Origin of the sequence: Streptomyces endophyticus (genome assembly GCF_035798155.1) — a bacterium.
In the GTDB taxonomy this organism is placed as follows: Bacteria; Actinomycetota; Actinomycetes; order Streptomycetales; family Streptomycetaceae; genus Streptomyces; species Streptomyces endophyticus.
In genome coordinates this window covers 50489-74637 of the sequence record NZ_JAOZYC010000134.1, presented here as the reverse complement: position 1 = coordinate 74637, position 24149 = coordinate 50489, and the positions used below count along the sequence as shown (strand labels likewise).

Here is a 24149-nt window from a genome sequence, read left to right as displayed (position 1 = left end):
ACTGACATCGGACGATCATTATCCGGTGCGGCCTCCGGTGAGGATCCGCACCGCCCCCGGTACACACTGCGCGACCAGCGGCAACGCGCCGACCGGCTCCCCGTCCGCGTAGCCCGTGATGTCCTCGGCGGCCAGCTCGACACGCGCGGCCCGGTACACGCTCACCGCCGGGTGGTCGAGGTGGGTCCCCTTGTAGACGCGCGGAAACACCTTCAGCAGGGTCGTACGGGAGCAGTCCCCGACCACGGTCACGTCGAACAGCCCGTCGCTCATGTCGGCCTCCGCGCAGATCCGCATGCCGCCGCCGTACGAGGTCCCGTTGCCGACGGCGATCAGGGTCGCGGCGACCTCGCGTACGGAGCCGTCGTCGAGGGTCAGCTTGAACGGCACCGCCTTGAAGGTGGCCAGTTCCAGCGCGATCGCCAGGTCGTACTTGAAGCGGCCGAGCGGCAGTCGCATCCGGTTGCCGCGGTCGTTGACGCGGGAGTCGAAGCCGGAGGCGAGCACGGTGCCGAACCAGTGGTCGCCGATCCGGCCGAGGTCGATCTCGCGGCTCAGCGAGCCCAACAGCCCGTCGGCGACGAGTCTCCCGGCCGTGGCCGGGTCGCGTATCGGAAGGCCGAGGGCGCGGGCGAAGTCGTTGCCGGTTCCGACGGCGACGATCCCGAGGGGCGTGTCGGTCCCGGCGACCGCCTGCAGCGCGAGGTTCACGAGGCCGTCCCCGCCGACCGCCACCAGCGCCCCGGTCCCCTCGCCCACCGCTTCACGCGCGCGTACGAGGGCGTCGTCGGCGTCCGCTCCGACAACGGTGCGCACCTGGAAACCTGCTGCCCGCAAAGCGGAAGCGGCCGGCTGCGCAGCCTGTGCGCCCCGGCCGTGTCCCGCGGTGGGATTGACGAAGAGGGTGATCTCACTGCTCACGGGCGGACACTAACAAGTACCCCGCCCTGAACTGGAGTTACCTCAGGTCACATCGTCGTAACCGTTGACCCGGTCGGTCCGTGTCGCCACGTCCCCGCGCTCGGAGGTCGCCTGCTCCGGCAGCGCCCGGCTCGCCGGGACGGTCTCGATCTCGCCGATGTCCTCGGGTGTCAGGTCGAGCTCGGAGGCCTCGTCGTCATCGGGCCCCTCGGCCTCGCTCCGCCGCCTGCGCCGGTCGTTGAGGAGCGAGAAACACACCGCTCCGAAGTAGAGGACCCAGATGGGGCCGGCGAGCGCCAGCATCGTCAGCGGGTCCGTGCTCGGCGTCGCGACGGCGGCGAACACCGTGATGCCCATGATCATCGCGCGCCACCAGCCGAGCATCTTCCTACCGGTGATCGCCCCGATCAGGTTGAGGAAGATGAGCAGCAGCGGCAGCTCGAAGGCGAGGCCGAAGACGAGCACCATGCGCAGCACGAGGTCGAGCAGGTCGTCGAGCGGCAGCAGGTTCTGCGCGTTGCCCGGAGTGAACTCGATGAGGACCTTCGCCGTCGTCGGCAGCACCGAGTAGGCGAAGTAGGCGCCGGCCACGAAGAGCGGCGCGCCCGTGCCCACGAACGCGTACGCGTACTTCTTCTCGTGCCGGTGCAGTCCGGGCGCCACGAAGCCCCACAGCTGGAACAGCCAGACCGGGGAGGCCGCCACGACACCGGCCATCAGCGACACCTTCAGCGCCAGCGTGAAGGGGGTGAGCAGACCATTGAGGGTGATCTGGGCGCAGGGCTTGTCCGATGCGGTCTTGGCCAGCTCCGAGAACGACTGCTCACAGCCGACCGAGTCGAGGATCGGCCGGGTGATCAGGTTGATGATGTCGTTGTAGAAGAACGCGGCGACGACCGTGATCGCGACGATGGCCAGGAGCGCCTTCGCGAGCCGGTTGCGAAGCTCACGCAGGTGTTCCGCGAGCGGCATCCGCCCCTCGGGGTCCTTCTCCTCTTTGCGGGCAGACTTGAGCAACCCACGTCCTCATCTCGTGCGTCAGGCCGCCGCGGCAGGGGCGGCCTTCGATCAGCTCTTGGTCGTCTGGTTCGTCTGCTCGTTCACGGGACGCGAGCTGTCCACGTCACCGGGGGACGCCTGGATGGTGCGCTGCGACGGAGGCGTCGAGGCGTCCTGCTGCGGCGGGTCCGAGGGAGCGGCCGACTTGTCGCCGCCCTCGCTCTTCATGGCCTTGGCCTCGCTCTTGAGGATGCGGGCGGACTTGCCCAGCGAACGCGCCATGTCGGGAAGCTTCTTCGCGCCGAACAGCAGAATGACCACTACGAGGATCAGGATGATCTCGGGTGCACCGAGCCTTCCGAACATATCCGTTTACCTTCTCACTGAGGCGGCAGGGGGCGGGGCTGCCGGTACCGATCGGACCTCGGACTGTTGTCCGACCACCGTGCTGGCAGCGATCGTATCCCGTGGGGGTAAACACGAGGCAATGCCCGTGCGTCCTCCCAATTGCGGACCGCGCCTCACTACGGACCGCCAAAGGGAGCGTACCCGCCGACCCCGACAACGGGACAGGCCGCGACGGTAAAGCGCTTTCCACGCTCCCGCCGAGGGCGTCGACGGGGCGTCAGACCACGTCGCCGCCGGCCTTCGCGACACCCACGGCGGCCCGCTCGAGGTCCTCTGCCGCACGGTTGATCCGCTGCGTGGTGTCGGCCACTTGACGCCCCAGGCGCTGCGCCTCGACGAAGACCCGCGCCGCGAGGACCGCCAGCACGGCGAGCCCCACGAAACCCACAGCAACCGCCAGCATCGCCCAGAACATGCGCCGAGCCTAGACGGTCTGGTGGAGGCGCAGCGTGCGCACCCCACCACCGGTGAGGAGTTCGATGATGCGCTCGCCGGCGGGCTTGCGCACCGAGGTCTCGCACTCGGGGCAGGTGAACGAGTAGAACGTGGTGCGGCGGCTGGCCCCGATCGCCAACCTGATCGCCGAAGCGGCCAGTTCGAAGCGGGCGCGACAGTCGGGGCAGCCGGCCCGGAAGACGACCGGCGCCACGGTGGACGCCATGGACGACATCTCGGCAATATCGGTGAAACCGGCCACACCCGTCATGTCACGCACCTCACGCCGCCCCGTCGTACGCCAGCAGCGCCTCGCGCGCCGCGTCCCGCGCGCTGGTCGCCAGCCCGGCAGGCGCCACGATGTGCCCGTCCCGGCCGAGCCGCAGCGCCAGCCTGCGCAGCGAGGACGGGTCCGGCGTGCGCAGCGTGATCCGCAGCCCGCCGTCCGGCAACTCCTCGGCGCTGTCGTGCGGGTAGTACTCGGCGACCCAGCGCCCGCCGGGACCGACCTCGACGACCACCTCGGGGTCCTCGGCCGCGGGCTGCACAAGCCCCTCGGACAGGTCCCGCAGTTCCACCTGCGGCGGCGCCGACGGCTCGTCCAGGACCTTGATCTCGGCGACCCGGTCGAGCCGGAACGTCCGCCGCGCCTCCGAACGACGACACCACGCCTCTACGTAGGTGTGGCCCACGCTGACGAGGCGGATCGGGTCGATCTCCCGCTCGGTGACCTCGTCACGGGCGGGCGAGTAGTAGCGGATCCACAACCGGCGCCGCTCAGAGATCGCCCGGTCGACGTCCGCGAAGACCCCGCCCTCCGACTCGAACGTGACGCTGAGCCGGGCGCTCGCACTCGCCGCCTCGCCCGAAGCGGCCTCCAGCTTGGCGGTCGCCCGCAGCAGCGCGAGCCGGTCGCTCTCCCGCAGCCCCGGCAGCGTCGCCACCGCACGGGCCGCCACAAGAAGCGCGGTCGCCTCGTCGGCGGCGATCCGCAGCGGCTCCGCGACATCGTCGGGGTTGTGCCACCAGATGCGGTCGCCGTCGGTGTCGATGTCGAGCAGATCGCCGCCGCGGAAACTCGTCCCGCACAGCGGCAGCACGTCCAGGTCGGAGATCAGCTCGTCCTCGGTGATGCCGAAGGCCCGCGCGACATCCTCCACGCGCGCGCCGGGGCGCTCGCGCAGATACGTCACCAGGGACAACATCCGCCGGGTCTGGTCAATGGCGTTGGAAGCCATGCTTGTACGTACTCCCCCTCAGCCCTTGGCCACGGCGCGCAGCCGGTCCACGACATCGGCCCGCAGCTCCGCGGGCTCCAGCACCACCACGTCCGGGCCGAACTCCACGAGCCAGGCGTCGAGCCCGTGCCCGTACGGGATCTCCATCTCGTCCCAGCCGTCGCCGAGCTCGCGCACGGAGGCGGCCTTGGCGCGCAGCGGATAGCCGCTGCCCGCCCGCAGCCTGATGAGCGCGGACCGGTCGGCGGTCTCCCCCGCCCAGCTCGCGACGGTCTCCCGCACGGTCACCACGTCCGGCACCGGCACCTTGAACTGTCCCGCGCGCGAGCGCACCTTGCCGGTGATCCGGGACAGCCGGAAGACCCGCTCGGCCTGCCGGTCGCGGTCCCAGCCCGCGAGATACCAGTGTCCGCGCCAGCACTCCAGGGCCCACGGCTCCACGTGCCGCTGCTCCGGCCGGACGGCCGTGGCCTTGCGGTAGTCGAAGACGACGGGACGCCGGTCGCGGCAGGCCAGCATCAGCGGCTCGAAGGACGCCTCGTGCGCCGGGATCCTCGGTTCGAGCGCGCCATGGCTCTCGTACGGGTCCACGTCCTCGGGCATCCCGGCCGCGCGCAGCTTCTGCAGGGCGCCGCTCGCCGCTCCGGCGAGCCGGGCCTGCTGCCAGACCTTCGCGGCGAGGCCGAGGGCGGCGGCCTCCTCCGCGTCGAGCGTGACGGGCGGCAGGCGGTTGCTGTCGCGGCCGGACAGATAGCCGACCTCGCCGTCCAGGTTCTCCACGGTCTCGATGACCAGGCCGAGTTCGCGCAGATCGTCCTTGTCGCGCTCGAACATCCGGTTGAAGGAATCGTCGCTGCCCGCTTCCAGGTACGCCTCGATGGAACCACGCAGCTCGCGCTTGCTGAGCGGACGCCGCGTCCCGAGCAGACACAGCGCCAGATTCATCAGCCGCTCGGCCTTGGCAATCGCCATCGACGCCCTTTCCTGAAGGTGACTCCCGACGGACGACCGTACCGCTCGGGAGTGTCGCGGCAAAAGCCGAGGGCCCATGCCAGCCGGCATGGGCCCAGGGTTGACCGCTTGCGGTCGAGGTGTGACCGGCTCAGACGGCGACCAGGTCACACACGAAGATCAGCGTCTCGCCGGGGGCGATGACACCGCCACCGGCGCCACGGTCGCCGTACGCGAGGTGCGCCGGGATGGTCAGCCGACGACGACCGCCGACCTTCATGCCCTGCACGCCCTTGTCCCAGCCCGCGATGACCTGGCCGCCGCCGAGCTTGAACTCCAGCGGGTTGCCCCGGTTCCAGGAGGCGTCGAACTCCTCGCCGGTGGAGAAGGCCACGCCCACGTAGTGGACCTTCACGAAGTCGCCGGCCTTCGCCTCGGCGCCGTCACCCTCCCAGATCTCCTCGATCTGGAGATCCGTCGGTGCGTCACCGATCGGGAAGTCGACCTCGGGCTTGTCGATGTTCACGTGAAGTGCTCCTGCTTGTCGACTGCTCTGCAACCGGGACAGTCTGCCATCTTCTGTGGCTCAGTGTGCGGCGAGGACGTCGACCGTGAAGACCAGCGTCGAATTGGCCGGCAGCGTCTTCCCCTGCGCCTTCTTGCCGTACGCCTGCTCCGGCGGGATCACCAGGAGCACCCGGTCACCGACGTGCTTGCCGACGAGCCCGCTGTCCCAGCCCTTGATGACCCGACCGGCACCGATCGGCGTCGTGAACGGCTGGCCGCTCTTCCAGGACGAGTCGAACAGCTCGGCCTTCTGCTTGCCCTCGTTGACCTTCCAAGCGGCACCGCTGTACTGCATGGTGACCGTCTGGCCCTTCTTGACCTCGTCACCCTTGCCCTGGATCAGGACCTTGTCGACCAGGTCCTTCGGCGGGTCGCTCTTCGGAATCGAGATCGTCGCCGGCTCTTCCTTGTCGGCCTGGATCTGCGGCAGGTTCGACGGGATCGAGGCCTGCTTTCCCTCGGCCTTCTTCGGGATGACCTTGCCGACGTCCAGGGCGAAGACGAGCGTGTCCGTGCCCTTGATGCCCACCTGCTGGTTGCCCTGGCTGCCGAAGCCCGCGGCCGGCGGCGCCACGACGAGGACCCGGCTGCCCTCCTTCTGCCCGAGCACGGCCTGCGAGAACGCCGGCAGCTGACCCTCCGCGCCCGCGGTCACCATCTGCTCGCCACCGCCCTTGGCCCCGTACGTGGACCCGAGGTCCTTGGCGCCCTTCCAGACCTTGCCGGTGAAGTTCATCGACACCAGGTCGTTCTTCTTCACCGTCGGACCGTCACCCTGGGACAACGTGTGCACGACGAACTTGTCGCTCGGGTCGCCCTTCGGCAGCGAGATCTTCGCCTGCTTGCCGGGCGCCCCCGACACCTCCGGCATCGGGTCGGCCTTGTCGACCGCCTTCGGCACCGCGGCAGCCTTCGGCGAAGAGGACGACGAGTCGGCCTTGTCCGCCGAATCCTTCTTGCCGTCGTCGCTGCCGCAAGCCGTCGCGGTCAGCGCCAGTGCCGGCACGATCAGTAGTGCTGCAAGTCGGCGTCGCACAGTGGTCCTCAAGTCGCTCGAATAAGGTCCGGCCACTCTAGGCCCTCCCCCTGTCATTCCAAGGGACGGCCAGGGGCCTCGTACGAATGATTCGTACGAGGCCCCTGGCCGGATTGCTCAGCGTGTGCGCCCACATACCGGCGATCACATACCGGCGATCAACTTCTCCACCCGATCGTCCACACTGCGGAACGGGTCCTTGCACAGCACCGTGCGCTGCGCCTGATCGTTCAGTTTCAGATGCACCCAGTCGACCGTGAAGTCACGGCGCTGCTCCTGGGCACGGCGGATGAAGTCACCGCGCAACCGCGCGCGCGTGGTCTGCGGCGGCACCGACTTGCCCTCGAAGATCTTCAGATCGTTGCAGATCCGCTTGGCCTGGCCCTTCTTCTCCAGGAGGTAGTAGAGACCGCGCTGCCGGTGGATGTCGTGATACGCGAGGTCTATCTGCGCGACCCTCGGATGCGACATCGTCATGTTGTGCTTCGCGCGATACCGCTCGATGAGCTGGTACTTCATGACCCAGTCGATCTCGGTTCCCACCCGGTCCAGGTCCTCGGACTCGATGGCGTCGAGCGTGCGACCCCACAGCTCCAGAACCTGCTCCACGGTGCCGCTGCGGATACCCCTGCGCTCGCAGAAGTCCACGGCCTTCTCGTAGTACTCGCGCTGCACCTCGAGGGCCGAGGCCTCCCGGCCACTGGCGAGCCGCACCTTGCGGCGCCCCGTGATGTCGTGACTCACCTCGCGGATCGCCCGGATCGGGTTCTCCAGGGTGAGGTCCCGCATCACCGTGCCCGCCTCGATCATGCGCAGGACGAGATCGGTGGCGCCAACCTTCAGCAGCATCGTCGTCTCTGACATGTTCGAGTCGCCGACGATGACGTGCAGACGGCGATAACGCTCGGCGTCCGCGTGCGGCTCGTCCCTGGTGTTGATGATCGGCCGGGAACGCGTCGTCGCGGAACTGACGCCCTCCCAGATGTGCTCGGCACGCTGGCTCACGCAGTACACGGCACCGCGCGGAGTCTGCAGCACCTTGCCCGCACCGCACAGCAACTGCCTTGTGACCAGGAAGGGGATGAGAATGTCCGCGAGCCGCGAGAACTCCCCGTGCCGCGCCACCAAGTAGTTCTCATGGCAGCCGTAGGAGTTACCCGCCGAGTCGGTGTTGTTCTTGAAGAGGTATACGTCGCCCGCGATCCCCTCCTCGTGCAGGCGGCGTTCGGCGTCGACGAGCAGGCCTTCCAGAATGCGCTCGCCCGCCTTGTCGTGCGTGACCAACTCGGTCACGTTGTCGCATTCGGGAGTTGCGTATTCCGGATGCGACCCGACATCGAGGTAAAGGCGGGCACCGTTCCGCAGAAAGACATTGCTGCTGCGGCCCCATGACACGACACGGCGGAAGAGGTACCTCGCCACCTCGTCAGGAGACAGGCGGCGCTGTCCCCTAAACGTACACGTGACGCCGTACTCGTTCTCCAGCCCGAAAATGCGGCGGTCCATGACTGAACATTACGCCCGATCCCCCGAGCTGAAACGGGGTTCGACGGCACGGTTTGGATCATTTTCCGACGAGCGCGCGACACGCCCGGACGTGCGCGGCTCCGCCAGGACCCGAGCCGTTGAAAGCAGGACGACCAGTGCAAGCGCGCCAGTGGCGGCCGGAACGGCAAACCCCCACCGCGTGCCGGCCCACTCGACAACCGGGCCCGCAACGGCCGTTCCCACGCTGGAGCCCACCATGAACGTCGTCACGAGCCACGAGAACGCCTCCGTCACCGTCCCCGGAGGCGCATGCCGGTCCACGACGATGAACGCACACGCGATGCACGGCGCCAGGAACACCCCCGCCACCGCCGTCAGAGCCACCATCGCGACCGGCCCCGGCATCAGGACCAACGGCACGTAGAACAACGCGAGCAGCGCCACCAGCCACCGAAGTCGCCTCTCCGGAGCGCCACTCCACTGACGCGCCCCGTAGACGCTGCCACCCACCAACGCACCCATCCCGATCGCCGCCATCAGCCAGCCGTACACGGCATCGCCACCCCGACCCTCCGCATACGACATCGCCGCCACGGTGATCGAACCGAGCGCGGTCCCGATGAACAAGAACGCGACCAGCAGGACCAACAGCCCCGACGAACGCAACGCACCCAGCCAGTGCGCCTCACGCGGAGCCGAACGCCACGCGCGCGAAGGCTTCGACAGCACCACGGACAGCGCACCGAGCACGCCGATCACATTGAGAACCACGAGCGCGGCCTGCGCCGACCACAGCGACACGCACAACGTCACCAGCAACGGCCCGACGGTGAACATGACTTCCTGCGCGATCGCGTCCATCGCGTACGCCGTGTGCACCTGCTCCTCGCGCGCCAGCACACTCGGCCACAACGCACGCAGGCCACCCTCCAACGGCGGCGTGAACAACCCCGCCAGAGCCATCGCCGCATACGCCAACGGCAGCGAGTCCATCCCCACGAACGCGAAGGCCGTCATCGCGAGCGCCGACAGGACCGCCGCCGGCAACTGCACCCTCGGCTGACCCCGCAGATCGACGAGGCGACCGAGGAGCGGCTGCCCGATCGCGTTCGCCACCCCGTACACCGCCGCGAGCCCGCCCGCCAGGCTGTACGTGCCCCCCTCGGCCCGGATGAAGAGCACGACCGCGATCGGAGCCGTCGCGTTCGGCAACCTGCCCACCAGGGTCCCCGTCAACAGCCGCATCGCATGCCGCGCCCTGAGGATCTCCGCATACCCCGCGGCCATCAACCCGCCCCCGCCCTGAAGTTTTACGTATAACGTCCCGGCGTTATACGTACCACGTGCCCGACGGACAGAGCCACCCGCTAACGTCGAGCACCCTGGACAACACCAACGGAGGCACCAGTGACCAGCGGCCAGGACGGCACCACGACCGCCCGCCCCACCAGCAGGGACGTCGCCCGCGCCGCCGGCGTCTCCCAGGCCGCCGTCTCACTCGTCATGGGCGGCAAATGGCCCGGCCGCGTCTCCGAGACCACCGCCGAACGCGTACGCGCCGCCGCGGAACGACTCGGCTACCGCCCCAACCTCGCGGCCCGCAACCTCCGCACCGGCCGCACCCGCACCGCCCTCCTCGTCGTCCCCGCACTCACCAACGAATTCTTCGCCGGCGTCTACACAGGAGCGGCCCGCGTCGCGGCACAGCACGACTTCGGCGTCGTCCTCTACCCCTCACCCGACGGCATCGGCCCGGCCCGCGACCCCTTCCCCTCCGCCCGCGCCGCCCTCGACGGCATCCTCGCCTCCTCCATGGCCGCCGACACCCTCACCAACCTGCGCGGCGACGACACCCCACCCATCCCCCTCGTCATGCTCGACAGCGACCCCGCGGGCAACCCCGGCGCCACCACCGTCAACCTCGACCTCGCCGACGGCATCCGGCAGATCATCGACCACCTCACCGCCCACGGCCACCGGAACTTCCTGCACCTCGCCTCCGCCGTCGAATCCTGGACCTTCGACGTCCGCGCCCGCGAACTCGCCGCCCGCACCGCACCATTGCCGGACACCACCGTGCGCACCATCCACTCCGCCCTCACCGTCGAGGACGCCGTCACCGCCACCGAAACCGCACTGCGCACCTCCGGCCTCACCGAACCCACCGCCATCGTCTGCGACGACGACAAACTCGCCGCCGGCGCCTACAAGGCCGTCCGCCGCCTCGGCCTGCGCGTCCCCGACGACCTCTCCATCACCGGCTTCGACGACCTCTCCCTCGCCACCGCGATCGAACCCGAACTCACCACCGTGCGCCTGCCCGCCGAAGAAGTCGGCGCACACGGCATGCGCGCACTGCTCGCCGTCCTCGACGACCGCGAAGCCGAAACCGCCCCGCTTCCCGTCGAATTGATCGTGCGCGGCTCCACAGGACCGGCCGCACCCCGCCCCTGACACACGTGTGCCCGGCCGGTTCGACACCGGCCGGGCACACGAAACGCTACGTACTACTTGTCCTCTGAAGGCCCGTCATCGTCGGACACCGCATCCGACTCGGCCTCCGTCGTCGCGGCAGCCCCCTCGGCCGTGAGCAGCCGCGACAACTGCCGCCCCACGATCCGCTTGAACTTCCGCTGCTGCGGCCGCGTACGGTCCAGAACCGCCACCTCCAGGCGCTCCGCGGGAATCTCCCGCTCGCCCCCATTGGTGTCCCTCGACAACGCCGTCACAGCCAGCTTCAGCGCCTCGGACAGCGTCATACCGTCCCGGTGCTCCTGATCCAGGTAGGTACTGATCTGCTCCGCGTTACCACCGACCGCCACCGAGCCGTGCTCGTCGACGATCGAACCGTCATGCGGCAGCCGATAGATCTGGTCACCGTCGACCGACGCACCGACCTCGGCAACGACCAGCTCCACCTCGTACGGCTTCTCGCCCGAGCTGGAGAAGATCGTGCCCAGCGTCTGCGCATACACGTTCGCCAGACCACGAGCCGTCACATCGTCACGGTCGTACGTGTAACCCCGCAGATCCGCGTACCGAACGCCACCGATCCTGAGGTTCTCGTACTCGTTGTACTTACCGGCGGCCGCGAAACCGATCCGGTCATAGATCTCGCTGAACTTGTGCAGAGCACGGGACGGGTTCTCGCCGACGAACACGATGCCATCGGCGTACTGCAGCACAACAAGGCTGCGACCGCGAGCAATGCCCTTGCGCGCGTACTCCGCGCGGTCGGCCATCGCCTGCTGGGGTGAGACATAGAACGGCGTCGACACCGGCTATCCGTCCCTTTCTGTCAGTGGCTCGATGAGTAGGCAACCAAGAGAGAGTCGGCCGGCTAGAGCAGAGCGGCCCGCGGACCGTCCGGCTGCTCCAGACGACGCTCCAGGATCGCGCGGGCGATCTCCGAGGACTCGTCGTCCGACAACCGGCGGAACCCGTCATCCGTGATCACGGTGACGATCGGGAAGATCCGCCGCGCCATGTCCGGACCACCCGTCGCCGAGTCGTCATCGGCCGCGTCGTACAGCGCCTGCACAACCAGCGTCGTCGCCTCCGCCTCCGACAGGTCGTCGCGGTAGAGCTTCTTCATCGCCCCACGCGCGAACACCGAACCGGAACCGGTCGCCGCGAACCCATGCTCCTCGCTGCGGCCACCCGTGACGTCGTACGAGAAGATCCGGCCCTTCTCACGATCCACGTCGTAACCCGCGAACAGCGGCACCACGGCCAGCCCCTGCATGGCCATGCCGAGGTTCGACCGAATCATGGTCGACAACCGGTTCGCCTTGCCCTCCAACGACAGCTGCGCACCCTCGACCTTCTCGAAGTGCTCCAGCTCCAGCTGGAAGAGCTTCACCATCTCGACGGCCAGACCGGCGGTGCCGGCGATACCGACGGCCGAGTACTCGTCCGCCGGGAAGACCTTCTCGATGTCGCGCTGAGCGATCACATTCCCCATCGTGGCCCGCCGGTCACCGGCCAACACCACGCCGCCGGGGAACGAGACGGAGACGATGGTCGTGCCGTGCGGGGCCTCGATGACACCCTGCGTCGGCGGCAACTGCCGGTTGCCCGGCAGGATTTCGGGCTGATGCTCGGACAGGAAGTCCATGAACGACGACGATCCAGGCGTCAGGAAGGCAGCCGGTAGACGCCCGGTGCTGCGAGGGTTGGCTTCCACGCGTTTCCTTCCAAGTAGGCTGCGGCCCGACGGACGGTGTCGGGATCGTCTCCCAACTTGCCGATGGCCGAATTGCAGTTGAAGCACAGTACGCCACGGACCCTACCCGTCTCGTGGCAGTGATCCACATGTACTGCCGGGGCATTCAGGCAGATCACGCAGATCCCCATCTGCGAGGCGATCATCTCGTCGCGCTGGACCTCGGTGAGGTTGTAGTTGCGCTTGAGGTGATCCTGTCTCCCCTGGATGGCCCGGCACGCCTTGCACTTGGTCGACAGACCGTCGGAGGCACTCGCATTGCGATGCCACTCGGCATGCGGCTTGATCTCACCGCACGTGCGGCACACCTTGTGCCCTTCCGGGGCGTCCACCTTCTCGCGCACGCTCTTGCCAAGCGCTTCCTGGCGGCGCTTGTAGAACTCTGCGGCGCATTCGCGGCAATTGGCCTGAAGCCCGTCGGACCGTGACCGATTCACCGCGAACGCACTAACAGGAAGCGACTCCTGACAGGCGGAGCACTTCTTTACAGCCGAATCGGACATTCCCGGTCATTCTCCGCCTTTTTGCACAAATGAGCGCACAAAGTCCTCGGCATTTTCTTCCAATACGTCGTCAATCTCGTCCAGAACCGAGTCGACGTCATCGCTCAGCTTCTCCTGGCGCTCCTTGAGGTCCTCGGTCGACTGCTCGTCGACCGCCTGCTCCTCGACCTCCTCGGTGGAGCGCGTCGCCTTCTGCTGTCCGCCGCCGGTGTCCTTGGTTGCCATGTCCAGCTCACCCCGCTCGGTTCGACATCCACGCCGTGGACGACGTGGTTCGCTCAGGTCGTTCGTGATCAGAACCCTACGCGTCGGCTCTGACATCGGCCCCGCACTTTGTGCAACGTACGGGGCCCACCTCTGTGATTCCCCTGCCGCCGACTTTTCAGCCCCGGATCGGTGATTGATCATCGGCGGATCGGGCGCAGGTCACTGGCCGGACAGCACCCGGACCAGGTCCTCGGCCGTGCGGCACCTGTCCAGGAGCTCCTTCACGTGGTTCCGCGTTCCGCGAAGGGGTTCGAGGGTTGGGACGCGCTGGAGCGAGTCCCGGCCGGGGAGGTCGAAGATGACCGAGTCCCAGGAGGCCGCCGCGACGTCGTCCGCGTACTGCTCGAGGCAGCGTCCGCGGAAGTACGCGCGGGTGTCCTCCGGCGGCTTCGTACGGGCGTTCTCGACCTCGGTCTCGTCCAGGAGGCGCTTCATCTTGCCGCGCGCCTCCAGGCGGTTGTAGAGGCCCTTCTCGGGGCGTACGTCGGCGTACTGGAGGTCGAGCAGGTGGAGCTTGGCGGCGTCCCATTCGAGGTTGTCGCGGCGCCGGTAGCCCTGCATGAGTTCGAGCTTGGTGACCCAGTCGAGTTCGCCGGACAGGCTCATGGGGTCGGATTCCAGGCGCCCCAGTACGTCCTCCCAGCGGGCCAGGACGTCCTTGGTCTGGTCGTCCGCGTCGGCGCCGAAGCGCTCCTCCACGTACTTCCTGGCGAGCTCGAAGTACTCCATCTGCAGCTGGACGGCGGTGAGCGTGCGGCCGCTACGGAGTGTGATCAGGTGTTGGAGGGACGAGTCGTGGGAGACCTGGTGGAGGGTGCGGACCGGCTGGTCCACGGCCAGGTCGACCGCGATGAAGCCGTCTTCGATCATGGACAGGACGAGTGACGTGGTGCCGAGCTTGAGGTAGGTCGAGATCTCCGACAGGTTCGCGTCGCCGATGATCACGTGCAGCCGGCGGTACTTCTCCGCGTCCGCGTGCGGCTCGTCGCGTGTGTTGATGATGGGCCGCTTGAGCGTGGTCTCCAGGCCGACCTCGACCTCGAAGTAGTCCGCGCGCTGGCTGAGCTGGAAGCCGTGCTCGTGGCCGTCCTGGCCGATGCCGACGCGGCCCGCCCCCGTCACGACCGGGCGTGAGACGAAGAACGGGGTCAGGTGGCGCACGATGTCCGAGAAGGGGGTCTCCCGCTTCATCAGGTAGTTCTCGTGCGTCCCGTAGGAGGCGCCCTTGTTGTCGGTGTTGTTCTTGTAGAGGTGGATGGGCTGGGCGCCCGGTAGCTGGGCCGCCCGCTCCGCGGCCTCGGCCATGATGCGCTCGCCGGCCTTGTCCCAGAGCACGGCGTCGCGGGGGTTGGTGACCTCCGGGGCGCTGTATTCGGGGTGTGCGTGGTCTACGTAGAGGCGCGCTCCGTTGGTGAGGATGACGTTGGCCAGGCCGATGTCCTCGTCGGTGAGCTGGCTGGCGTCGGCTGCCTCGCGTGCGAGGTCGAAGCCTCGCGCGTCGCGCAGGGGGTTCTCTTCCTCGAAGTCCCAGCGGGCCCTGCGGGCCCGGTGCATCGCCGCGGCGTAGGCATTGACGATCTGGGACGAGGTGAGCATGGCATTGGCGTTGGGGTGGCCGGGGACGGAGATCCCGTATTCCGTCTCGATGCCCATTACTCGCCGTACGGTCATGCGGCCCTCCTTGCCCGGCAGCGCCCTCGGTCGGGGGCGTCGCTCAAGTACCGCTGGTTCTCCGGTGCGTGTGCGGTGCCCGTCCCCGCACTGCGCGACTCGGCGGCATGGATGAGCCTAGAACGCCTTTGCGCTGGTGGGGAGATCATTTGCGTCATTGGATTCGCTCCGGCTTCGAGCGGTCGCTCGCGTGGTCGGTTCCTGTGGTGTGCCGCGGAGTGCTGCCGCAAAACAGTCGGCTGCGGGTACCCGCTTCGGGCACCCGCAGCCACCCTGTCTTTTACAGGTACTGACCGGTGTTCGCCACCGTGTCGATGGAGCGTCCGGTGTCCGCTCCCTGCTTTCCGGTGACAAGGGTGCGGATGTAGACGATCCGCTCGCCCTTCTTGCCGGAGATTCGGGCCCAGTCGTCCGGGTTGGTGGTGTTGGGCAGGTCCTCGTTCTCCTTGAACTCGTCGATGCAAGCCTGCAGGAGGTGGGAGACCCTGAGTCCCTTCTGGTTCTGGTCGAGGAAGGCCTTGATGGCCATCTTCTTGGCGCGGCCGACGATGTTTTCGATCATTGCGCCGGAGTTGAAGTCCTTGAAGTAGAGGACTTCCTTGTCGCCGTTTGCGTACGTCACCTCGAGGAAGCGGTTTTCCTCGGTTTCGGCGTACATGTGCTCCACGGCCGTCTGGATCATGGCGTGGACGGTGGCTGCCCGGTCGCTGCTGTGCTCGTCGAGGTCGTCGAGGTGCAGCGGGAGGCGTTGGGTGAGGTACTTGCCGAAGATGTCCTTGGCCGCTTCGGCGTCCGGGCGCTCGATCTTGATCTTCACGTCGAGTCGTCCGGGCCGCAGGATGGCCGGGTCGATCATGTCCTCGCGGTTGGAGGCGCCGATCACGACCACGTTCTGCAGGCCTTCGACGCCGTCGATCTCGGCGAGCAGCTGCGGGACGATGGTGTTCTCCACGTCCGAGCTGACGCCGGAGCCGCGGGTGCGGAAGAGGGATTCCATCTCGTCGAAGAAGACGATGACGGGGGTGCCCTCGCTGGCCTTCTCGCGGGCGCGCTGGAAGACGAGGCGGATTTGCCGCTCGGTCTCGCCGACGTACTTGTTGAGAAGTTCGGGGCCCTTGATGTTGAGGAAGTAGCTCTTGCCCTGGGCGAGTCCGGTCACTTCTGCGACCTTCTTGGCCAGGGAGTTGGCGACTGCCTTGGCGATCAGGGTCTTACCGCATCCGGGGGGCCCGTAGAGCAGGACGCCCTTGGGCGGCCGCAGTTCGTGCTCCCTGTAGAGGTCCGGGTAGAGGTAGGGGAGCTCGACCGCGTCGCGGATCAGTTCGATCTGGTTGCCCAGGCCGCCGATCTGCTCGTAGCCGATGTCCGGGACCTCTTCGAGGACGAGTTCCTCTACTTCGCTCTTCGGTACGACTTCGTAGACATAGCCGGATCGGGGTTCGAGCAGTAGGGCGTCGCCGGGGCGGATGGTGACGTCCAGCAACGGCTCGGCGAGCCGTACCACCCGTTCCTCGTCGGTGTGCCCGACCACGAGGGCTCGATCGCCGTCCTCGAGGATTTCCTTGAGGGTGACGATGTCGCCGACGCTCTCGAACTCCATGGCCTCGACCACGTTGAGCGCTTCGTTGAGCATGAGTTCCTGGCCGCGTCGGAGCTCTTCGAGTTCGACGCTTGGGCTCACGTTCACGCGGAGTTTGCGGCCGCCGGTGAAGATGTCGGCGGTGCCGTCCTCGTTGGCCGAGAGGAAGACTCCGAAGCCTGCCGGTGGTTGTGCGAGCCGGTCGACTTCTTCCTTGAGGGCCACGATTTGGTCGCGGGCCTCACGGAGCGTATTGGCGAGTCGCTCGTTCTGGGCGGACACGCCGGCCAGGTTGGTCTGCAGTTCGACGATCCGCTCTTCGAGAATCCTCGTGTGCCGCGGAGAGTCGGCGAGCTTGCGCCGCAGGACGGCGATTTCCTGCTCGAGATAGGCAACCTGCCCGGCAGGGTCGTCGGACCCTCGTCCCGGGCGGATGCCGCGGTTGATGTCGTCGTCGTGGGCTGCCACGGTCCTCACCTCCTCCAAGGGGAGCTGGACGCTTCCAGACCCTACCTGGGCGGGTGTCGATTGAAACCCCTAGATCAAAAAGACGATGGGGTGTGTCCGATCTTCACCCTTGCGCTCTCCCTCACGCCAGGGGAATACCCACCCAACAACATCGGAAAGCGGCCGGTTGTAGGGTCGAAGCGTTCAACACCCGTCAGGCTTGGCCCGACTTGCTCCTCTGAAGGAGATTTTCGGGGGCCGCGACGCAGGAAACGGCAGGAGAAATGACCGTGCGGCAAGAGGCCGGATCCGGTACCGACAGCGAAGGTCCGCTGGAGGTGTGGATCGACCAGGATCTGTGCACAGGGGACGGGATCTGCGCGCAGTACGCTCCCGAGGTCTTCGAGCTGGACATCGACGGTCTCGCGTATGTGAAGGGCGCGGACGACGAGCTGTTGCAGGACGTGGGCGCGTCAACGCCCGTGCCGCTTCCGCTCCTCACCGATGTGGTGGCGTCGGCGAAGGAGTGTCCGGGCGACTGCATCCATGTGCGGCGGGTCGCGGACCGGGTCGAGGTGCACGGCCCGGACGCGGAGTGAACGCGGGGTAGCCCAAGGTGTGCGAAGGGCCCCGTCCGCCGGTGTTCCGGCGGGCGGGGCCTTTCGTGTGTGGTGTCAGGCGGCGCGGGCCTCGGAGGGCGTGGAGCGGACGAACGCCCCGTCCTTCCACTGCCACTTGGCCTTCTCGTGGACGTCCGGGCGGTATCGGGGCACGGAGTCGGAGGAGTAGCCGTCCAGGTCGGCGAGGACGGATCCGTCCTGTATGGCGAGCGTGGTCGTCGAGTAGTTGTCCTTGGGCGTGACGAGTGTGGCGACGACGCGCGGTTTCGCGCCCGCGGGCTGGGTGAGGACGTAGATGCCGCTGGGCGGTGTGCCGACGCCGGCGTCGCAGCGGACGACGGCGACGGTCTCCGGGCGTCCGTCGCCGTCGAGGTCTCCGGTGGCCTTCTTGACGACGGCGGTCTTCACGGGTCCGCAGTCGAGCGGGAAGTGGACGGCGGTGGGGTCGGGCGGGGCGACAGCCGCGGGTCTGCTCGCGGGTGTCTTGTGCTCGGCCTGGGCCGCGGTGGCGGAGTCCGGCTTGAGGAAGCCGGAGATCGCGACGACCGCGGCGAGGGCGGCCGCGGTGGCCAGCCAGTGGATGGGTCGTGTGGTGGTGTGCGCCAGTTCCGGGACGGCGGATTGCTGCACGAGGAGCGTCTCCTGTGAGGGCTGTGCCGGTGGGGGTGGCCAGCATCGTGCCATACGTCACAGTGCGCGGGAACGGGGGGGTCCGTTCTTTCTCAGGTGATATCTGGTTCTGGTGCTGCCGTTTCGCCAACGAACGAGCGCCGCCGTCGAGTTCCCGTAGGTGAGAGGGAACTCGACGGCGGCGCCGAAGTGTTGTGCGGTGGTGCGTGCGGGTGGCTCAGCGGCCGCGGTTGCCGCCGTCGGCGTTCGGGCCGTCGTAGTCCTCGCCGTAGGCGCCCTTGGAGGGGCGGCGGCGGCGCATGGGCGGCTCGACGCCGTCCGCGAGGCGGCGGGCGGTGAGCAGGAAGCCGGTGTGGCCGATCATCCGGTGGTCGGGGCGGACGGCGAGGCCTTCCACGTGCCAGTTTCGGATCATCGATTCCCAGGAGGTCGGCTCGTTGAAGCAGCCGATCTCGCGGATGGACTCGACGGTGCGGGCGAGCTGCGTGGTGGTGGCCACGTAGCAGCACAGGATGCCGCCGGGGACGAGCGCCTTCTTGACGACGTCCAGGCACTCCCAGGGGGCGAGCATGTCGAGGATGACGCGGTCGACGTCGCCGTCGGACAGGTTGTCCTGGAGGTCGCCGACGGTGAGCTGCCAGGCGGGGTGCGGTCCGCCGAAGTAGCGCTCGACGTTGCCCTTGGCGATCTCGGCGAAGTCCTCGCGGCGCTCGTAGGAGTGCAGCATGCCCTGGTCGCCGATGGCGCGCAGCAGGAAGCTGCTGAGCGAGCCGGAGCCCACACCCGCTTCCACGACGCGGGCGCCGGGGAAGATGTCGGCGAAGGCGAGGATCTGCCCCGCGTCCTTGGGGTAGACCACGGCGGCGCCGCGGGGCATGGACAGGACGTAGTCGGGGAGCAGGGGGCGCAGCGCGAGGTAGGCGACGTTTCCGGTGGTGCGGACAACGCTGCCCTCGGGTGCGCCGATCAGCTCGTCGTGCGGGAAGGAACCCTTGTGGGTGTGGAAGTTCTTTCCCTCTTCGAGCGTGAACGTGTAGTGGCGGCCCTTGGGGTCGGTCAGCTGTACCTGGTCCCCGACCGTGAAGGGCCCGCGCCTGCGGGCGGCACCGGTCGGTTCGGACATGTGAACAGCCTACCGGGCTTGTCGGGGGACGCCGACCACACGGCTTCCGCGACGGTTTTCTACGAAGGGCGGGCCATGGCCTTGACGAAGGCGCGCTCGACGTCGGCCGCGGAGAGCACTCCGTAGATGGCGCCGTTCTCCTCGACCACGAGGTATTCGGTGGCGGGGGTCTCGCGGAGGGTGTCGAGGAGTTCTTCGCCGGCGAGTTCGGCGGAGACGCGCATGCCGTCGGTGAGGTCCTGGGCGAGGCCGCTGACGGGGACCCAGGGGCGGCGGTGTTCGGGGATGCCGACGATGGCGGCTTCGCGGACGAGGGAGTGGGGGTCGCCGTCGGCGTCGACGACGACGAGGGCGCGGGCGCCGGCTTCGTTGGCGCGGCGCAGGGCTTCGGAGAGCGGGGTCTCGGCTTCGACGGGGACGGCGCGGCGGGTGAGGGAGCGGGCGCGCAGGTCGGGGAGGTGTTCGCGCAGGCGTGCCATGCGCAGGCTGTTGCCTGCTCCGGTCCAGATGATCGCGGCGAGGATGGCGGCGAGCAGCGCGTCCATGAGGGTGTCCATGCCGCCCGCTTCTTCGGCGCCTTCGCCGAGGGCGCCGGACTGGGTGAGCAGCGGCAGGCCGATGAGGACGGTGACGGCGAGGGCGCGGCCGACCCAGGCGGCGGCGATGGTGCCGCTCATGGGCTTGCCGGTGAGCTTCCAGACGACGGCGCGGAGCATGCGGCCGCCGTCGAGCGGCAGTCCCGGCAGGAGGTTGAACGCGGCGACGATCAGGTTGGAGATCATCAGGCCCGCGAGGAGGACGCCGGGGACGGTGCCGGGTTCGACGGCGCGCATCGCTACGTAGAAGACGCCGGAGAGGACGAGGGAGAGCAGGGGGCCCACGAAGGCGAGCACGAACTCGCGGCCGGGGGTCTCGGACTCCTTCTCGATCTCGGAGACGCCGCCGAAGAACTGGAGCTGGATGCGGCGCACCGGGAGCTTGTAGCGCAGTGCGACGACGGTGTGGGCGAGTTCGTGGATGAGTACGGAGGCGTAGAAGGCGACGGCGAAGAAGAGGGAGACCAGGTAGCGGGCGGCGCCGAGCTCGGGCAGCACGTGGTCGAGCTGGCCGCCGAACACCCAGGTGATCAGCGCGGCTACGAGGAACCAGCTGGGGGCGACGTACACCGGGACGCCGAAGGGTCGGCCCATGAGCAGGCCGCCGCGCGGTGCGGGGCGCTTGGTGGGGCCCTTGGTGGCGCCCTTGCGGGTGCCGGAGGTGGCGGCGGCGCGTTCGGGGTGGCGGTCGTAGGGGTGCGCGGGGGGCGCGTCCTGCGGGTGGGGGGTGGGGTCGGTGTGCGGGGTGCCGGTGGTCTGCCGCGTCGCCGCGCTGTCCGGTTCCGCGCTGTCCGGTTCCGCGGCGGCCTGTTCCGCGGCGGCCTGTTCCGTGTCGGCCTGCTGCTGCGCCGGGGTGCTCTCCGGCTGCTCGGGGGCCGCGTCCGGCTCGCCCGGGTCCCGGGCCTCGGTGGTTTCGCGGGCTTCGGTCGCATCCGGCTCGACCGCGGCCGGATGCCGGGGCGACGTCGCCTCGCCGGTGCCGGGCTGCGGCTGGCCGCTCTCGTCCACGGTGATCCCTCGGTCCCCTCGTTCGAAGCGTTTCCCGCCGCCCGGCGGGACGTTCTGGCGTCGATGGTATGCGGACAGTGTCGGCGGGCCCCCGTCGACTCCCCCGCGCCACGCTACGCAAGACGCGGCTCGGCGTGCAGATGCCTGACTGTCAGTGCGGGCCCGTATCGTCGTACGGCATGGAGACCAGCACCGATCAGGCCCCCGCGCAGGCCGCGGCCGCCCCGCCGAGGTCGCTCTCGCCGTCGCGCGCGAGCGATTTCATGCAGTGCCCGCTGTTGTACCGGTTCCGGGTGATCGACAAGCTGCCGGAGAAGCCGAGCGAGGCGGCGACGCGGGGCACGCTGGTCCATGCCGTCCTGGAAAGACTCTTCGACGCGCCGGCGGACGAGCGGACGGCGCCGCGGGCCGCGGCGCTGATCCCCGGCCAGTGGGACCGTCTTCGGGAGTCGAAGCCGGAGCTGGCCGAGCTGTTCGCCGACGACGGGGAGGGCGAGGAGGCCGCGGGCGAGCGGCTGGCGCGCTGGCTCGGCGATGTGGAGCGCCTCGTGGAGCGGTGGTTCACGCTGGAGGATCCGACGCGTCTCGAGCCGGTCGAGCGGGAGCTCTTCGTGCAGGCCGAGCTGGAGTCGGGCCTGAAGCTGCGCGGGATCATCGACCGGGTGGACGTGGCGCCGACGGGCGAGGTGCGCATCGTCGACTACAAGACGGGCAAGGCGCCGCGCCCCCAGTACGCGGAGGGCGCGCTGTTCCAGATGAAGTTCTACGCGCTGGTGGTGTGGCGTCTGAAGGGGGTCGTGCCGCGCCGCCTTCAGCTCGTGTACCTGGGCAGTGGGGACGTGGTGACGTACGACCCGGTGATCGCGGATCTGGAGCGGGTGGAGCGCAAGCTGCTCGCGTTGTGGGAGGCGATCCAGCAGGCGACGGAGACGGGTGACTGGCAGCCGAGGCCCACGAAGCTGTGCGGCTGGTGCGATCACCAGGCGGTGTGCCCGGAGTTCGGCGGCACTCCCCCGCCGTACCCGTTGCAGATCGTCTCGGCGGCTCGGGCCGGGGTGGAGGACCTCCCGCAGGCATAGCAGGGCAGAATGGGCCGCCGGGTCTATCGAAGGATCAAAGGAGAGTTTCGTGGCCATCCGCGTCCTACTGGTCGATGACCAGCCGCTGCTGCGTACGGGCTTTCGCATGATCCTGGAGGCCGAGCAGGACATCGCGGTGGTCGGCGAGGCCGGGGACGGTCTGCAGGCGCTTGACCAGGTGCGTGCTCTGCAGCCCGATGTGGTTCTGATGGACATCCGGATGCCGCGGATGGACGGGGTGGAGGCGACCCGGCAGATCTCGGGCCCCGGCAAGGACGGTCCGGCGAAGGTGCTGGTGCTGACCACGTTCGATCTGGACGAGTACGTGGTGGAGGCGTTGAAGGCGGGGGCCAGCGGCTTCCTGCTCAAGGACGCGCCCGCGGGCGAGCTGGTGCAGGCGATCCGTGTGGTGGCGGCCGGCGAGGCGATGCTGGCGCCGAGCATCACCCGCCGTCTGCTGGACAAGTACGCGGATCATCTCCCGTCCGGGGACGAGCCGGTCCCGGACACGCTGCACACGCTCACGGAGCGGGAGGTGGAGGTGTTGAAGCTGGTCGCGCGCGGGCTGTCCAACGCCGAGATCGCCGCCGACCTGTTCGTGAGCGAGACGACGGTGAAGACGCATGTCGGCCATGTGCTGACGAAGCTGGGCCTGCGCGACCGGGTGCAGGCGGCTGTGTACGCGTACGAGAGCGGACTGGTCCGCCCCGGCGCGCAGTGACCGGCCGCCCGCGGGCCCTAAGGCCCGCGGGCAGAGGGTGTCAGCCCTTGCTGATCTCCCAGAACCGGAAGACGGTCGACGCGTCGAGGCAGTTCTCCAGGCCGTACACGTCGGACTTGGCGACGGCGTACTGCTTGGCCTGCCAGACCGGCAGGATGGGCAGCTCGTCGGCGACGATGTTCTGCAGTTGCTCGTAGCGCGGGGCCGTTCCGGAGCGGTCGCTCTGGGCGCCGGTCTCGGGGATGATCCTGCCGGTGATGGTGCTGTTGTCGTAGCGGTTGTCGAGGACGTTGCCCTTGCCGAAGAACGGCTGGGTGAAGTTGTCCGGGTCCGGGTAGTCGGGGACCCAGCCCTTGACGTAGACGCCGTACTTGCCGGACTTGATGTCCCGCTCGTACTGGGCGAATTCGACGGACTTCACGTCGGCGTCGAACAGGCCGCTCGCGTTGAGCTGCTTGGCGATGGTCTTCAACTCGGCGTCGGTGGCGGGGCCGTAGCGCGCGGGCGTGGACCAGAGCGTGAGCTTGACCGGCGTGTTGATGCCGCCGGCGTGCAGCGCGGCCGCCGCCCTGCTCTTCGAGGGGCGGGCCCCGTACTTGTCGAAGAAGGCGGTGTTGTGGCCGGTGATGCCCGCCGGGATGATCGAGTACAGCGACGTGGCGGTCTGGTCGTACACGTCGTCGATGAGGGCGTCGCGGTCGATGAGGTAGGCCATGGCCTTGCGGACGCCGATCTTGCCGGCGACCGGGTCGTCCATGTTGAAGACGAGGTGCTGGACCTCGGCGCTCGTGCCCTCGATGACGTCCAGGTTCTTGGTGCCGGACTTCTCGATGTCGGCGACGTCCTTGGCGGCGAGGCCGCGGTAGGCGAGGTCGAGCTTCCCGGCGAGCAGTGACTTCTTCAGGCCCGCCTGGTCACCGTGGAAGAACTTCATGGTGACGCCCTGGTTCTTGACCTTGGCGGTGCCCTGGTACTTGGCGTTGACCGAGAAGCCGGCCTGCTTCTTGCCGAAGGAGTCGAGCTTGTAGGGGCCGGAGCCGACGGCCTTGCCGTCCGCGCGCAGCTTGTCCGCGGGGTACGCGGTGTGGTCGACGATCGATCCGGCGCCCGAGGCGATCTTGCTGGGGAAGGTCGCGTCAGCGGACTTGAGCTTGAAGGTGACGGTCCTGGCGTCCGGGGTCTCGACCTTGTCCAGCATCGGGAACATGATCGCGGGGCCGGCCGCGTCGTTGATCCTCATCATGCGGTCGAAGGAGAACTTGACGTCCTTCGAGGTGAGCGCGTGACCGTTGCTGAACTCCAGGCCGGAGCGGAGCGTGCACGTGTAGACCTTGGTGGCGGTGTCGCTGAAGTGGCACTCCTTGGCGGCTTCCGGCTGCGGCTCGGTGCCACCGTTGGGGAAGCTGAGCAGCGACTGGAAGACGTTGTTGAACAGCAGCCACGAGCCGGGATCGTAGCCGGAGGCCGGATCAGTGGCCTGGATGTCGTCGGACATTCCCATGACCACGGCGTCGCCGCTGTCGGCGGAGTCGCTCTCGCCTGAGCCACAGCCGGTCAGGAGTGCCGCGGCGAGTCCCGCGCCGAGGGGCATGACCAGCCACTGGTTGCGCATTCTCACGTACGTGCCTTGTCGTCGG

The 24149-nt window shown here is 68.4% G+C and carries 25 protein-coding genes; 4 read left to right on the top strand and 21 right to left on the bottom strand.

Annotated features, from left to right (window positions below; translation table 11 throughout):
• Window positions 1-18 precede the first annotated feature (18 nt).
• The 11 genes from OKJ99_RS23635 to OKJ99_RS23585 all read right to left on the bottom strand — a co-directional run bounded on the left by OKJ99_RS23635 (window position 19) and on the right by OKJ99_RS23585 (window position 9330).
• Window positions 19-921, bottom strand: a complete 903-nt coding sequence (locus tag OKJ99_RS23635; RefSeq protein ID WP_326019373.1) for a diacylglycerol kinase — start codon at window positions 919-921, stop codon at window positions 19-21.
• 42 nt (window positions 922-963) lie between these two features.
• On the bottom strand, window positions 964-1938 hold the full coding sequence (gene tatC, locus OKJ99_RS23630) for a twin-arginine translocase subunit TatC (RefSeq protein ID WP_326019372.1): 975 nt from the start codon (window positions 1936-1938) through the stop codon (window positions 964-966).
• 51 nt (window positions 1939-1989) lie between these two features.
• Window positions 1990-2286, bottom strand: coding sequence for a Sec-independent protein translocase subunit TatA (gene tatA, locus OKJ99_RS23625; RefSeq protein WP_326019371.1), 297 nt, complete (start codon window positions 2284-2286; stop codon window positions 1990-1992).
• A 259-nt stretch (window positions 2287-2545) separates the two neighbouring features.
• Complete coding sequence (locus OKJ99_RS23620; RefSeq protein ID WP_326019370.1) at window positions 2546-2743, bottom strand: G protein-coupled receptor family protein; 198 nt, start codon at window positions 2741-2743, stop codon at window positions 2546-2548.
• A gap of 9 nt (window positions 2744-2752) precedes the next feature.
• Entirely contained in the window at window positions 2753-3034 is a 282-nt protein-coding gene (locus OKJ99_RS23615; RefSeq protein ID WP_326019369.1) for a hypothetical protein, read from the bottom strand.
• Between the two features lie 10 nt (window positions 3035-3044).
• Window positions 3045-4001: a helix-turn-helix transcriptional regulator gene (locus OKJ99_RS23610; protein WP_326019368.1), complete on the bottom strand. Its 957-nt coding sequence runs from the start codon at window positions 3999-4001 to the stop codon at window positions 3045-3047.
• A gap of 18 nt (window positions 4002-4019) precedes the next feature.
• Complete coding sequence (locus tag OKJ99_RS23605) at window positions 4020-4973, bottom strand: helix-turn-helix transcriptional regulator (protein ID WP_326019367.1); 954 nt, start codon at window positions 4971-4973, stop codon at window positions 4020-4022.
• A gap of 130 nt (window positions 4974-5103) precedes the next feature.
• A complete protein-coding gene (locus OKJ99_RS23600) occupies window positions 5104-5478 on the bottom strand; it encodes an FKBP-type peptidyl-prolyl cis-trans isomerase (protein WP_326019366.1) in 375 nt (124 codons plus the stop codon).
• A gap of 60 nt (window positions 5479-5538) precedes the next feature.
• Window positions 5539-6555: an FKBP-type peptidyl-prolyl cis-trans isomerase gene (locus OKJ99_RS23595; protein ID WP_326019365.1), complete on the bottom strand. Its 1017-nt coding sequence runs from the start codon at window positions 6553-6555 to the stop codon at window positions 5539-5541.
• A gap of 144 nt (window positions 6556-6699) precedes the next feature.
• Window positions 6700-8061, bottom strand: coding sequence for a Pup--protein ligase (pafA, locus tag OKJ99_RS23590; protein ID WP_266721505.1), 1362 nt, complete (start codon window positions 8059-8061; stop codon window positions 6700-6702).
• A gap of 9 nt (window positions 8062-8070) precedes the next feature.
• Entirely contained in the window at window positions 8071-9330 is a 1260-nt protein-coding gene (locus OKJ99_RS23585) for an MFS transporter (RefSeq protein ID WP_326019364.1), read from the bottom strand.
• A gap of 120 nt (window positions 9331-9450) precedes the next feature.
• Between OKJ99_RS23585 and OKJ99_RS23580 the strand changes: the two genes are divergently transcribed.
• The gene (locus OKJ99_RS23580) at window positions 9451-10497 is read left to right on the top strand and encodes a LacI family DNA-binding transcriptional regulator (protein WP_326019363.1); all 1047 of its coding nucleotides are present in this window, start codon (window positions 9451-9453) and stop codon (window positions 10495-10497) included.
• 53 nt (window positions 10498-10550) lie between these two features.
• Here OKJ99_RS23580 and prcA read toward each other — a convergent pair whose 3' ends face one another.
• From prcA to arc, 6 genes are all read right to left on the bottom strand, one after another.
• A complete protein-coding gene (prcA, locus tag OKJ99_RS23575) occupies window positions 10551-11321 on the bottom strand; it encodes a proteasome subunit alpha (protein ID WP_326019362.1) in 771 nt (256 codons plus the stop codon).
• A gap of 62 nt (window positions 11322-11383) precedes the next feature.
• Window positions 11384-12229, bottom strand: a complete 846-nt coding sequence (prcB, locus tag OKJ99_RS23570) for a proteasome subunit beta (protein WP_326019361.1) — start codon at window positions 12227-12229, stop codon at window positions 11384-11386.
• On the bottom strand, window positions 12181-12771 hold the full coding sequence (locus OKJ99_RS23565) for an endonuclease VII domain-containing protein (RefSeq protein WP_326019360.1): 591 nt from the start codon (window positions 12769-12771) through the stop codon (window positions 12181-12183). Before OKJ99_RS23565 ends, prcB begins: the two co-directional genes overlap by 49 nt.
• A 6-nt stretch (window positions 12772-12777) precedes the next feature.
• A complete protein-coding gene (locus OKJ99_RS23560; protein WP_326019359.1) occupies window positions 12778-12996 on the bottom strand; it encodes a ubiquitin-like protein Pup in 219 nt (72 codons plus the stop codon).
• Between the two features lie 201 nt (window positions 12997-13197).
• Window positions 13198-14709 (bottom strand): depupylase/deamidase Dop, encoded by a 1512-nt coding sequence (gene dop / locus OKJ99_RS23555; RefSeq protein WP_407700749.1) that lies wholly within the window; start codon window positions 14707-14709, stop codon window positions 13198-13200.
• Window positions 14710-14989: 280 nt separating this feature from the next.
• On the bottom strand, window positions 14990-16756 hold the full coding sequence (arc, locus tag OKJ99_RS23550; protein ID WP_326019358.1) for a proteasome ATPase: 1767 nt from the start codon (window positions 16754-16756) through the stop codon (window positions 14990-14992).
• A 263-nt stretch (window positions 16757-17019) separates the two neighbouring features.
• Between arc and OKJ99_RS23545 the strand changes: the two genes are divergently transcribed.
• The gene (locus OKJ99_RS23545) at window positions 17020-17334 is read left to right on the top strand and encodes a ferredoxin (protein ID WP_326019357.1); all 315 of its coding nucleotides are present in this window, start codon (window positions 17020-17022) and stop codon (window positions 17332-17334) included.
• 75 nt (window positions 17335-17409) lie between these two features.
• On the opposite strand, the gene OKJ99_RS23540 is transcribed toward OKJ99_RS23545, so the two are convergent.
• The 3 genes from OKJ99_RS23540 to OKJ99_RS23530 all read right to left on the bottom strand — a co-directional run bounded on the left by OKJ99_RS23540 (window position 17410) and on the right by OKJ99_RS23530 (window position 20712).
• Entirely contained in the window at window positions 17410-17985 is a 576-nt protein-coding gene (locus OKJ99_RS23540; RefSeq protein WP_326019356.1) for a hypothetical protein, read from the bottom strand.
• Window positions 17986-18202: 217 nt separating this feature from the next.
• Complete coding sequence (locus OKJ99_RS23535; RefSeq protein ID WP_326019355.1) at window positions 18203-19108, bottom strand: tRNA (adenine-N1)-methyltransferase; 906 nt, start codon at window positions 19106-19108, stop codon at window positions 18203-18205.
• 59 nt (window positions 19109-19167) lie between these two features.
• Window positions 19168-20712, bottom strand: coding sequence for a site-2 protease family protein (locus tag OKJ99_RS23530; RefSeq protein ID WP_326019354.1), 1545 nt, complete (start codon window positions 20710-20712; stop codon window positions 19168-19170).
• A 179-nt stretch (window positions 20713-20891) separates the two neighbouring features.
• Between OKJ99_RS23530 and OKJ99_RS23525 the strand changes: the two genes are divergently transcribed.
• Together OKJ99_RS23525 and OKJ99_RS23520 are read left to right on the top strand one after the other, a co-directional pair.
• On the top strand, window positions 20892-21791 hold the full coding sequence (locus OKJ99_RS23525) for a RecB family exonuclease (protein ID WP_326019353.1): 900 nt from the start codon (window positions 20892-20894) through the stop codon (window positions 21789-21791).
• A 49-nt stretch (window positions 21792-21840) separates the two neighbouring features.
• A complete protein-coding gene (locus tag OKJ99_RS23520; protein ID WP_266721484.1) occupies window positions 21841-22512 on the top strand; it encodes a response regulator in 672 nt (223 codons plus the stop codon).
• A gap of 40 nt (window positions 22513-22552) precedes the next feature.
• Here the strand turns inward: OKJ99_RS23520 and OKJ99_RS23515 are convergent, their stop codons facing one another.
• Entirely contained in the window at window positions 22553-24130 is a 1578-nt protein-coding gene (locus OKJ99_RS23515) for an ABC transporter substrate-binding protein (RefSeq protein ID WP_326019352.1), read from the bottom strand.
• Between the last annotated feature and the right edge of the window lie 19 nt (window positions 24131-24149).